The following is an 11695-nucleotide window of genomic DNA, read 5'->3' as shown; positions in this document are numbered from 1 at the left end:
AATACAGTATTGTACGCGCATCGAGCAAGCGCGGACAGCCTGGGCTATGCTATTCGGCCCAGCAACTTTCCAGCCTACACATGCAACGCACCGTCCATGAATTGAAATGCTTTGGCAGCCGCCCCGGCGAGGGCAACGCGGCGCTGGTGGTGCTGGGGGACCAGTCGGGCGAGGCGGCGCGGCAAGCGTTTGCGCGCGGGCAGAACCGCAGCGCGTGCGTGTTCGTGGATGCTGCCGATCCGGACGCGGACGCCGCTGCAGACGATGCCGAGTATGTGCTGGACTATTTCTACCCGCACATGCGCAGCCCGCTGTGCCTGCACGCCACGCTGGCGGCGGCGCGCGTGCTGCTGCGCCGGCACGGCAGGCCGCTGGCGGTGCGCACCGCCATGCGCGGCCAGCTGCTGCGCTTGTGCGAAGGCGCGCCCGACGCGGCTGGCGGGGGCACCAGCGCAGCCCGCGTGTTCGTGCGCCTGCAGCGCCAGCCGGCACCGGACGTGGCCATTGCGCCGGACCTGCCGGGCGCCCTGCTGGGCCAGCCGGCGCCGGGCGTGCCGCTGCAGCTGGCGTCGGCCCCCGCCATCGCCTCGGTCGGCAGCCCCAAGCTGCTGCTGGAGCTGGACGGCAGCGCCGCCCTGCAGGCGCTGCGCCCGGACCTGGCGCGCATCGCGGCCTGGGGCAAGCAGCACGGAGTGAGCGGTTGCTACGCCTACGCGCGGCGCGCCGACGGCAGTTTCGAGGGCCGCAACTTCAATCACCTGGACCCGGCGCTGGAAGACAGCGCCACCGGCGTGGCGGCCGGCGCGCTGACGGTGCACCTGGGCCGCGCCGTCACCCTGCACCAGGGCGCCAACCTGGGCCAGCCCTGCGTGCTGCGCACCGAGCTGGACGGCGAACACATATTAATCGGTGGCGCGGCCGATTTTTTGGCGCCGCCTTGAGCGGAAACAATGCTACATACACCATTTTTCCGCGAACACAATAGAAAATAGTGTACGTGTGCGAAATTGAAACAACTTACAGTTCCTAACTTTCAGATGGGTTCGCCGACCTTTAAAATCAGCGAAATCTTTCATCTGGAGAAACACGTGCCTACTATTTCCGCCCTCCGCCGCGCCGTTCTCGTCAGCCTGTACGGCACCGCCGCGCTGGCGACCATGGCGCCGACCGCCCTTGCCCAGAGCGCTGACGCCAATGCCAGCGCCGCCCCTATCCAGTCCGTCAACGTGGTCGGCTCGCGCCGCGCCACCAGCTCGGCCACCGACACCGTGGTGCCGGTCGACGTGATCCCGATGAACAAGGTTGCCGAGCAAGGCGCCCAGTTCGACCTGTCGCAGACGCTGACCTATATCTCGCCCTCGTTCAACTCCACCCGCCAGACCGGCGCGGACGGCGCCGACCTGGTCGATTCGGCCGCGCTGCGCGGCCTGAGCTCGGACCAGACGCTGGTGCTGATCAACGGCAAGCGCCGCCACACGGCCGCGCTGGTGAACATCTTCGGCGCGCGCAACCGCGGCAGCACCGGCACCGACATGAACACCATCCCGACCATGGCTATCAAGGACGTGCAGATCCTGCGCGACGGCGCCGCCGCCCAGTACGGCTCGGACGCGATTGCCGGTGTGATGGACATCGGCCTGAAGAAGAACGTCGGCTGCGAATCGTCGGTCGGCTACAGCCAGTATTCGAAAGGCGACGGCAAGAACTACATGGCCTCGGCCTACTGCGGCTTCGCCGTGGCGGGCGGCAGCGTCGGCATCACCGGCGAATACCTGGACCGCGGCCGCTCCAACCGCGCCGAGCCGGGCAATCCGCGCACCATCGGCGATTCCAAGTCCGAGAACCAGACCGCGATGCTGAACGGCGAAATCCCGGCCGGCGCGGGCGGCAAGCTGTACTTCACGGCCGGCCTGCAGCAGCGCGACGCCTCCAGCGGCGCCTGGGCCCGCGACGGCGTGGACGACGTGCCGACCCGCAACTCGGCCGCCATGTACCCGAACGGCTTCGTGCCCTTCATCAACGGCGACCTGGACGACCGCTACGGCATCCTCGGCTACCGCAGCAAGGTGGGCGAGTGGAACACCGACCTCTCGCAGACCTACGGCTACAACCGCCTGAAGTACAACATCAGCAACACGCTGAACGCCTCCATCGCCAACCTGCCGGCCAACAAGGGCATCAGCCCGAGCCGGTTCGACGCGGGCGGCTTCTCGTTCCAGCAATTGACCACCAACGCCGACGCCAGCCGCTACTTTGAAGGCGTGATGGGCGACGGCATGAACGTGGCCTTCGGCGCCGAATACCGCCGCGAGACCTACAAGATCTTCGCCGGCGAACCGGGTTCGTACATCGACGCCGACGGCGCAGGCGGCGGCAATGCCGGCAGCCAGGGCTTCCCCGGCTTCCAGCCGTCCGACGCCACCAACGTCAGCCGCCACAGCAGCGCGCTGTACCTGGACCTGGAAGCGGACCTGAACAAGAAGACCAAGCTGCAAGGCGCGGTGCGCTACGAGAAGTTCAGCGATTTCGGTTCCACCGTCACCGGCAAGCTGGCCGGCTCCTACAGCCTGGCCGACGGCATGCTGCTGCGCGGCTCGGCCAGCACAGGCTTCCGCGCGCCGTCGCTGCAGCAGGCGCACTTCTCGTCCACCTATACCGACTTCGTGGGCGGCAAGCCGACCGACATCTCGATCACCCCGGCCGTGGGCGCGGTGGGCCAGCTGGCCGGCCTGCCGCCGCTGAAGGAAGAGAAGTCGCGCAGCTTCACGCTGGGCGCGACCTGGACCCCGAGCGACGCGCTGTCGGTCACGGCCGACCTGTACCACATCAAGATCAAGGACCGCATCGTGCTGTCCGGCCTGTTCGACGAGAGCAACTACCCGGCCCTGGCCGCCAAGCTGGCGACCCTGGGCGTGGGCGGCGCGCAGTTCTTCGTCAACTCGGTCGACACCAAGACCCAGGGCCTGGACCTGACCGCCTCGCACCGCGGCTCGCTGGCCGGCAACAAGCTGACCACCTTCCTGGCCATGAACTTCGGCAAAACGGAAGTGGACGCCATCCACGCCCCGGCCGCGCTGCAGGGTTACGAGGACGTGCTGCTGTCCGAGCGCGAGCGCCTGTTCCTGGAACAGGGCGGCCCGCGCCGCAAGGCCACGCTGGGCTTCAACCTGACCACCGGCCCGCTGGAGACGGACTTCAAGATCATCCACTTCGGCCCGCAGACGCTGGGCACCTGGAGCGGCACCGCCTCCGGCGTGGCCAACCAGCGCTACGCCGCCAAGACCTCGGCCGACGTGGGCTTCACCTACAGCTTCAGCAAGAACACCAAGCTGACCTTCGGCGCGAGCAACATCTTCAACGTGCATCCAAGCGAGCAGGACCCGAACGAAACCGACAACGGCTTCAAGTACGAGAGCGTGCAGTTCGGCCTGAACGGCACCTCCTATTTCGGCCGCCTGTGGGTCAAGTTCTAAGCTGATCCCGCTTCATCGAAACGCCCGCCGCAGCAATGCGCCGGGCGTTTTTTTACGCCTGGCGCTTGATCCGGCGCAGCATCGCCATCCATGCTGCGGTGCTAGAATCAAAAAATAAGCGGAGGCTATATGACCACGTCCACGATAGAGCTACCCAGCGATCTGCATCAACGTATCTGCGCCGCTGCTCAGCAGGCTGGCATCACTGCGCATGACATGATTCTGCAAGCCATTGAAGATATGCTCGACCGCCACGAGGCCGAGGTTCAGGAAGATGATCGCCGCGAGCAGGGGCTGATGCAGACCGGCCTGTCTATTCCGCATGCCGAAGTGCGCGAGTACTTCGAGCGCCGCGCTCGCGGCGAAGATGTAGCTAAACCCGTTCCAAAAAATTCCAGCCCTGATCATGTCTCGCGTCAATTGGACGCAGCAAGCTTTGGACGACCTGGATAGTATCGCCAGCCATCTCCTAATGCGCAACGCCAGCAATGTCGCAGCAAAAGTATCGGGAATGATCAAAGCGGTGGACATACTCGAACTAAATCCGTTGCTGGGCCACGCCGTGCAGCAGGGCCGGCGTGAACTTTTGGTTGGCCCTCGTCGCCGCGCCTATAAAGTACATTATCGATACCTCCCGGATATCGATCTGGTCTTCATCGTGTCGGTGCGGAGCCAAAAACAGGTTCGCTAGCCCGCTTGACTACAGCTCAGCGATCTCGTCGCTCATGTTGAGGATGGCCTGGGCGTTGTATTGGGCGGCGAAGAAGGGGTCGCCGAACAGGGTGCCGGCTTCGGCTTTGTGGCGCAGGTAGGTCAGCACCTGGCCGCGCTGCAGCGCGTAACGGTCGTCGGAGATGTGGCGGTATTCGCTGCGGATGCCTTGGGTGTAGTGGCGGTACACGTCCTCCGCCTGGCCCAGGATGGCCAGGTCCACGCTGAGCATGGTTTCCTTCAGCGGGTGCGCCACGCCGGCGCTCTGGAAGTGGTCGGTGGCGCGTATCAGCGCGGCCACGTCGTCCTGGATGCCGGGCCCCAGGCCGCTGGCCAGCCATTGCCGGGCGCTGGCTTCCTCGTTCGACAGCGCGCCGCCGGAACCGGCGCCATGGTCATACACCGCGTCGTGGAACCAGAAGGCGGCCCGCACGATGTCGGCGTCGCGCTTCGACGGGCCGACGTTGGCGCTCCAGGTGCGGATCTCGGCCAGGCCGTGCACCAGGTGGTCCAGGTTGTGGTAAGCGCGCCCGGGGCCGCCGTAGGCGTCCGGACCTGTCAGGCGTTCGAACCAGGCGTCGGCGTTGGCGGCGGCGGCAGGATCGGGGGCAGCACCGGCGGCGCCCTGCCACAGCGCGTCCCATTCCTTGCGCAGCCAGCTGATGATCCAGGCCTTGTAGGCCGGCGCCGGCACGAAGTTCTTCATGGTCCAGTTCCAGCCCACCGGCCCTTCCAGCGCCTTCACGAAACTGGAGCTGACCGAGCCGAGGTCGCGCGGCGGCATCACGAACAGCGTCTTGGCGCCGCCGATCACGTCCACATTGGTTTGCTGGATCAGGTTTTCATAGTCGAAGTCGGCGGTGGTGCGGATGCCGCGCACCAGGTAGTCGATGCCGTGCTTCTTGGCCACCCGCGCGGTGTAGTCGCTTTTCACGATCTGCACCTGCACATTGTCCCAGCCGCGCTCGGCGCAGCTCTCGGCGATGATGGCCTTGCGCTGCTCGGCCGAGAACTTGGGCTGCTTGGTGGAGTTCTCGGACAGGAACACCACCACCTCGTCCGCGATGGAGCGCGCCTCCCCGATCACCCACATATGTCCGTTGGTGATCGGGTCCAGGGTGCCCGAAAAGCCGATTTTCTTCATGCGCCGCTCCGCTGCCGAGGTAAAACGACATTCTAGCCGGGCGCGGCCTTTCCTGTTGCGGGAAACTCAACTTTTACTTGCAGCCCGCCCAGGCGCTCGGACTGCCCCAGCACCAGCGCGGCGCCGTGGCGCTCGGCGATGGCCTTGATGATGGCCAGCCCCAGCCCGCTGCCGCCGGCCGAACTGCCGGGCACGCGGTAGAAGCGGCTGAACACGCGCTCGCGCTCCTCCGGCGAAATGCCGGGGCCGCTGTCCTCGACGCACAGCACCGGGCCGCGCTCCCCTTGCATCACCTCCACGTCCACCGTGCCGCCGGGCGGCGTGTACTTGATGGCGTTGTCGATCAGGTTGCGCAGCAGGATCAACAGCGCGTCGCCCTGCCCCGCCACGCTCACCTCGTCGGCGCGCGGCAAGCCCAGGTCGATCTCGCGCGCCTGCGCCGCGCCGGCCAGGTCGCCCATGGTGCGCTTGGCCAGGTCGGCCAGGTTGACGCTGTCGAACTTCTGCTCGGCGCCGCCGGACTCCTGGCGCGCCAGCACCAACAATTGCTCCACCAGCCGCGTGGCGCGCTCGATGCCGGCCGTCAGGCGGCCCACCGCCACGGCGCGCGCGGACGCGTCCTCGGCGCGGTCCAGGCTCAGCACCTGCAGCTTGAGCGCGGCCAGCGGCGAGCGCAGCTCGTGCGCGGCGTCCGCCACGAAGTGCTGCTGCGCCTCGAAGGCGGTGCGCACGCGGCCGAACAGCAGGTTCAGTTCGTGCACCAGCGGCTTGACCTCGTCCGGCAGGTCGTTCTCGGACACCGGCGACAAATCGTCCGCCTGGCGCGCCGCCACCTGCTTGCGCACGCGCGACACCGGCGCCAGCGAACCGCTCACCACCCACCACACCACCAGCATCAACAGCGGCGCCATCAGCGCGATCGGCGCCACCGTGCGCAGCGCCAGCGCGCCGGCCATGCGCTGGCGCACGGCCATGTCCTGCGCGATCTGCACGGTCTGGTTGCTGGTCTGCACCGAGAAGATGCGGTAGGTGGCGCCGCGCACGCGCACGTTGGAAAAGCCCAGCACGGCGCGCTGCGGCAGCTCCGCGCGCGACAGCGACCGGAACACCTGCACGCCGTCCGGGGTCCACACCTGCACCACCATGTCGTCGTTGCCGGGGTCGGCGGCCGGGCCGTTGGCGTGGTTGGCCAGCGGCGCGCCGGAGCGCAACGACAAGGCCATCTGCTGCATGTGGTAGTCGAAGATCTCGTCGGCGTCGCTGCGCGCGCTGCGGTAGGCGATCAGCGCCTGCGCCATGGCCGCCAGCACGATGGCCGCCAGCAGGAACCACAGCAGCCGCGCACGCAGCGAGTGCGACACGGAGCGCGTGACGGTCTTCGTCACCGACTGCGACATCGATGAAACGGACACTTTCATGCCTTGGGCACCATGTAGCCGAGGCCGCGCACGTTCTGGATCAGCTCGCTGCCCAGCTTCTTGCGCAAGCCGTGGATGTAGACTTCCACCGCGTTGCTGTTGACTTCATCCTTCCAGCTGTACAGCTTTTCCTCCAGCTGGGCGCGCGACAGCACGATGCCGGGGCGCGCGATCAGCGCCTCCAGCACCGCCCATTCGCGCGCCGACAGGCTCACGTTCTGGCCGTTGGCGATCACTTCGCGCGTCTGCGGGTTGATCATCACGCCCTTGTGCTCGAACACGGGGTCGGCGCGGCCGGCCGAACGGCGCAGCAGCGCGCGGATGCGCGCCAGCAGCTCGTCCAGGTCGTAGGGTTTCAGCACGTAGTCGTCCGCGCCGGCGTCCAGGCCGGCGATGCGCTGGTCCACCGCGTCGCGCGCCGTGGCCACCAGCACCGGCGTGATCTCCTTGCGCGCGCGCATCGAGCGCAGCACTTCCAGGCCGTCCTTGCGCGGCAGGCCCAGGTCCAGCAGCACCAGGTCGTAGGTCTGGGTCTGCAGGGCCGTGTCGGCCATGTCGCCGTCCTTGACCCAGTCGACCGCGTAGTGCTCGGCCCGCAGCAGGTCGAGCACCACTTCGCCGATCATCGTATCGTCTTCCACCAGCAGCAGGCGCATGGTATTTCCTTTGTTTTATTTATCAACCGATCCGCACCGGAATGAAGATCTTCTCATCCCCGCGCTGGATCAGCAAGGCCACCGACTTCTCGGACTTGGCCATCACGTCGCGCACCTGCTCGACGGTGTTGACCGCGCGCCCGTTCACCGACAGCAGCACGTCGCCCGGCTGCACGCCGGCGTAGGCCGCCGCGCCGCCCGCGCCTTCGATCAGCAGGCCGGAATTGATGCCGGACTGGCGCTTCTCGACCGGGTCCAGCGGGCGCAGCTGCAAGCCCAGCCGGACCTTGCTGCTGGCGCCGTCGTCGGCGCGGGCCACTTCGGCCACCTTGTCGGCCGCGTTGCCCAGCTTGCCGGTCAGTTCGATGGCTTTGCCCTGGCGCCACACTTCCAGCGTCACTTTATCACCCGGCAGGGCCACGCCCACCACGGCAGGCAGGTCGCCCGAGGCGATGATCTTCTGGCCGTTGATCTTGCGGATCACGTCGCCCGACTTCACGCCGGCCTTGTCGGCGGGGCCGCCCGGCTCCACGTTGGCCACCAGCGCGCCTTCCGGCGTGTCGAGCTTGAAGGAGTCGGCGAAGGCCTGGTCCACTTCCTGCACCGTCACGCCCAGCTTGGCGTGCGCCACTTTGCCGGTGGTGACGATCTGGTCCTTGATCTTGGTCGCCACGTCGATCGGAATCGCGAACGACAGGCCCTGGTAGCCGCCGGTCTGGCTGTAGATCTGCGAGTTAATCCCGATCACCTCGCCGCGCGTGTTGAACAGCGGACCGCCCGAGTTGCCGGGGTTGACCGCCACGTCGGTCTGGATGAAGGGAACATAGCTGTCTTCCGGGCCGAGCGAGCGGCCCTTGGCGCTGACCACGCCGGCCGTGACCGTGCTTTCCAGGCCGTACGGCGAACCGATGGCCAGCACCCACTCGCCCACCTTCAGGTCCTTGGTGCGGCCCAGCGGCACCACCGGCAGGTTCTTGCCTTCGATTTTCAGCACCGCCACGTCGGTCTTCGGATCGGAGCCGAGCACCTTGGCGCGGTATTCGCGGCGGTCGGTCATCTTCACCGTCACTTCGCTGGCGTCGCGCACCACGTGGGCGTTGGTCAGGATCAGGCCGTCGGGGCTGATGATGAAGCCGGAGCCCACGCCATGGGTCGGCACCGAGCGCTCGCCGCGCTGCTGGCCGGGCTGCTGGAAGCGGCGGAAGAATTCGAAGAAGGGGTCGTCGCCGAAGGGATCGCGGCCGCGCGCCTGGGCGCCGTCGTAGCCGGTCTTGGTGCTGCCGGTGACGCTGATGTTGACCACGGCGGGTCCGTTGCGTTCGGCGATCACGCTGAAGTCGGGCATGGAGATCATGGGCGCGGCGACGGGAACGGCGGGCGCGGCGGCGGCGGGCGCGGCAACGTTCTGCGCCTGGTTGGCCACGGCGCCGGCATTGTTTTGTTGCACCACCACGGCACCGCCTGCGCCCAGCGCACCCAGCACGGCCAAGGCAGCGACGCCACGTTTCATGGTTACGGAAACAGGTTGTTTTTGCATTTCTGCACTCCCGATGGAATGTGGTTTATCGATGACTCCAATATGGGGGAAGAGACTTAGGCGCCGCTTAATCTCCCGGACCGTTACTTCCGGTTACAACCGCACGCCAGACGTGCAACTGGCCGGATTGCCCGGCCAGTGGTGCTACTTGCTTACTGTTGCAGCTTAAGCGGCTTGACGCTGCTCCAGCGCGGCGACGTTGTCAGTGCCGTCGATCGCGATCTTGCGCGGCTTCAGCGCTTCCGGCACTTCGCGCACCAGTTCGATGGTGAGCATGCCGTTGTCGAAGGAGGCGCCGGTCACTTTCACGTGGTTGGCCAGCTGGAAGCGCTGCTCGAAATCACGCGCCGCAATGCCGCGGTGCAGATAGGTGCGCTCCACGCCGTCGCGCTGCTTGCGGCCGACAATGTGCAGGCTGTCGCGCTCGCTGGTGATATCGATTTCCGAACGGCTGAAGCCGGCCAGCGCCATCACAATACGGTACTGGTCTTCGGAGACCAGCTCGATGTTGTACGGCGGGTAGCTGGGCTGGGCGTCGCCGCGCTGGGCGTCGTTCAGCAGCTGGGCCAGGCGGTCGAAACCGATAGCGGAACGATACAGTGGGGTCAGGTCAAAAGTACGCATGATGGATATCCTTTCAAAGTTAAGCGATATGGTCTTCCGGTCCCCTTCTGGGCAACCGGTGCATCCGATATACGGTTGCCGCCAGGAGCTTTCAAGAGCCAGGCTGCAAAAATTTTTGCGGTACATTTCGACACAAAGCGATGTTTCCTGCGTGCTACACTCGGCCTCTTTACTCCTCCACTTTCCGCTCCATGACTGCTATGCGCAAAACCCTGCTGGCCCTGCTGCTCAGCGCCGCCCTGACCGCCCACGCTGACCCGATCCCCGCCCCGGTGGACCAGCCCTACCCCGGCACCATCGTGCTGAAGGTGGACGCGTCCAACACGTCCCAGCAGATTTTCCGCATCACCGAAACCATTCCCGCCAAGCCCGGCAAGCTGACCCTGCTGTACCCGCAGTGGGTGCCGGCCAACCACGGCCCCAGCGGCCCGCTGAACCAGTTCGCCGGCCTCAAGCTCACTGCCAACGGCAAGCCGCTGGCCTGGAAGCGCGACACCGTCAACGTGCACGCCTTCCACCTCGAGGTGCCGCGCGACGCCAAGGCGGTGGAAGTGGAATACCAGTACCTGTCGCCCACCGAGCCCAACCAGGGCCGCACCACCATCACCGGCGAGATCCTGGGCATCCAGTGGCACTCGATGGTGCTGTACCCGGCCGGCCACACCACGCGCCGCATCACGGTGCAGCCCAGCCTGACGCTGCCGGAAGGCTGGCAGTACGGCAGCGCGCTGGAAACCGTGGAACGCAAGGGCGACACGGTGCAGTTCAAGGCGCTGGACCTGGAAACCATGGTCGATTCGCCGCTGTTCGCGGGGCGCTACTTCAAGCGCTACGACCTCGACCCGGGCGCGAAAATCCCGGTGCACCTGAACGTGGTGGCCGACACCGCCGAAGCGGTGGAAGCCAAGCCGGAGCAGATCGAACTGCACCGCGCCATGGTGCAGCAGGCCTACAAGCTGTTCAACTCCTACCACTACCAGCACTACGATTTCCTGCTCGCGCTGAGCGAGGAATTCGGCGGCGTGGGACGCGAGCACCACCAGTCCAGCGAGAACGGCGTGAAGCTCGACTACTTCACCGACTGGAACAAGGCCGAGTCCGTGCGCGGCCTGCTGCCGCATGAATTCACGCACTCGTGGAACGGCAAGTTCCGCCGCCCGGCCGACCAGAACGTGCCCAACTTCAACACCCCGCTGCAGAACAGCCTGCTGTGGGTGTACGAAGGCCAGACCCAGTACTGGGGCCAGGTGCTGTCGGCGCGCTCCGGCATGCTCAGGACGGAAAGCGTGCGCGACATCATGGCGGCCAACGCGGCCCGCTACGACAACCAGCAGGGCCGCAGCTGGCGCCCTGTGCAGGACACCACCAACGACCCCATCATCAACGGCCGCCGTCCGCTGGGCTGGAGCAACTGGCAGCGCAGCGAGGACTACTACAACGAAGGTGCGCTGATCTGGCTGGACGTGGACACCAAGATCCGCGAAATGTCGAACGACACCAAGTCGCTGGACAACTTCGCGCGCAACTTCTTCGGCATCGACAACGGCGCCTACGTGGCCAACTACTACACCTTCGAGGACGTGGTGAAGGCGCTCAACGCGATCGAGCCGCACGACTGGGCCGGCTTCCTGCGCGCGCGCCTGGACGGCACCGGCCCGGCGCCGCTGGACGGCTACGCGCGCGCCGGCTGGAAGCTGGTCTACACCGACACCCAGACGCCTTACCTGAAGGCGGTGGAAGAGCGCAGCAAGATGGCCGACTTCCAATACTCGCTGGGCTTCTCGCTGAACAGCGAAGGCAAGGTCGAAGCGCTGCAATGGGAAGGCCCGGGCTTCAAGGCCGGCATCGGCGGCGGCACCACGGTGCTGGCCGTGAACGGCGCCGCCTACAAGGCCGAGGTGCTGCGCGCGGCCGTCACCGCCGCCAAGACCGGCGGCAAAGCCGACGCCAAGCCGATCGAGCTGCTGGTCAAGAAGGGCGCGAAATACCGCACCATCCTGCTCGACTACCACGGCGGCCTGAAATACCCGCGCCTGGAACGCATCCCCGGCACGCCGGACCGCCTGCAAGCCATCCTGTCGCCGCTGAAATAAAGCGCCTTGCGCCTTTGTCCGGGACAACTCGCTTGCTGC

At 66.4% G+C, this 11695-nt stretch carries 10 protein-coding genes; 5 read left to right on the top strand and 5 right to left on the bottom strand.

Going from position 1 to position 11695, the window contains the following annotated elements; translation table 11 throughout:
* The first annotated feature begins 80 nt into the window (after positions 1-80).
* From AC56DV_RS18290 to AC56DV_RS18275, 4 genes are all read left to right on the top strand, one after another.
* Positions 81-941 carry a PhzF family phenazine biosynthesis protein gene (locus AC56DV_RS18290; protein WP_496315675.1) on the top strand — a complete coding sequence of 287 codons (861 nt, stop codon included), beginning with the start codon at positions 81-83 and terminating at the stop codon, positions 939-941.
* A 147-nt stretch (positions 942-1088) separates the two neighbouring features.
* Positions 1089-3473: a TonB-dependent receptor plug domain-containing protein gene (locus AC56DV_RS18285; RefSeq protein WP_496315674.1), complete on the top strand. Its 2385-nt coding sequence runs from the start codon at positions 1089-1091 to the stop codon at positions 3471-3473.
* Positions 3474-3602: 129 nt separating this feature from the next.
* Positions 3603-3926 carry a CopG family ribbon-helix-helix protein gene (locus AC56DV_RS18280; protein WP_496315673.1) on the top strand — a complete coding sequence of 108 codons (324 nt, stop codon included), beginning with the start codon at positions 3603-3605 and terminating at the stop codon, positions 3924-3926.
* Entirely contained in the window at positions 3910-4164 is a 255-nt protein-coding gene (locus AC56DV_RS18275; RefSeq protein WP_496315672.1) for a type II toxin-antitoxin system RelE/ParE family toxin, read from the top strand. Before AC56DV_RS18280 ends, AC56DV_RS18275 begins: the two co-directional genes overlap by 17 nt.
* 9 nt (positions 4165-4173) lie before the next feature.
* Here AC56DV_RS18275 and coaD read toward each other — a convergent pair whose 3' ends face one another.
* The 5 genes from coaD to AC56DV_RS18250 all read right to left on the bottom strand — a co-directional run bounded on the left by coaD (position 4174) and on the right by AC56DV_RS18250 (position 9563).
* Entirely contained in the window at positions 4174-5328 is a 1155-nt protein-coding gene (gene coaD, locus AC56DV_RS18270) for a pantetheine-phosphate adenylyltransferase (protein ID WP_496315671.1), read from the bottom strand.
* A gap of 32 nt (positions 5329-5360) precedes the next feature.
* Positions 5361-6746: an ATP-binding protein gene (locus AC56DV_RS18265; protein WP_496315670.1), complete on the bottom strand. Its 1386-nt coding sequence runs from the start codon at positions 6744-6746 to the stop codon at positions 5361-5363.
* Positions 6743-7402 carry a response regulator gene (locus tag AC56DV_RS18260; RefSeq protein WP_056394137.1) on the bottom strand — a complete coding sequence of 220 codons (660 nt, stop codon included), beginning with the start codon at positions 7400-7402 and terminating at the stop codon, positions 6743-6745. The genes AC56DV_RS18265 and AC56DV_RS18260 overlap by 4 nt, the downstream gene beginning before the upstream one ends.
* A 22-nt stretch (positions 7403-7424) precedes the next feature.
* A complete protein-coding gene (locus AC56DV_RS18255) occupies positions 7425-8939 on the bottom strand; it encodes a Do family serine endopeptidase (protein WP_496315669.1) in 1515 nt (504 codons plus the stop codon).
* A gap of 165 nt (positions 8940-9104) precedes the next feature.
* Positions 9105-9563 (bottom strand): Hsp20 family protein, encoded by a 459-nt coding sequence (locus AC56DV_RS18250; protein WP_057157623.1) that lies wholly within the window; start codon positions 9561-9563, stop codon positions 9105-9107.
* Positions 9564-9763: 200 nt separating this feature from the next.
* Here AC56DV_RS18250 and AC56DV_RS18245 point away from each other — a divergent pair, with 200 nt between their 5' ends.
* Positions 9764-11656, top strand: a complete 1893-nt coding sequence (locus AC56DV_RS18245; RefSeq protein ID WP_496315668.1) for a M61 family metallopeptidase — start codon at positions 9764-9766, stop codon at positions 11654-11656.
* Positions 11657-11695: the final 39 nt, after the last annotated feature.

The organism is Massilia sp. BGA-UO-ETr-WB1, assembly GCF_059567845.1.
The sequence above is the reverse complement of the archived record's forward strand: the minus strand, read 5'-3'. Positions and strand labels throughout refer to the sequence as shown.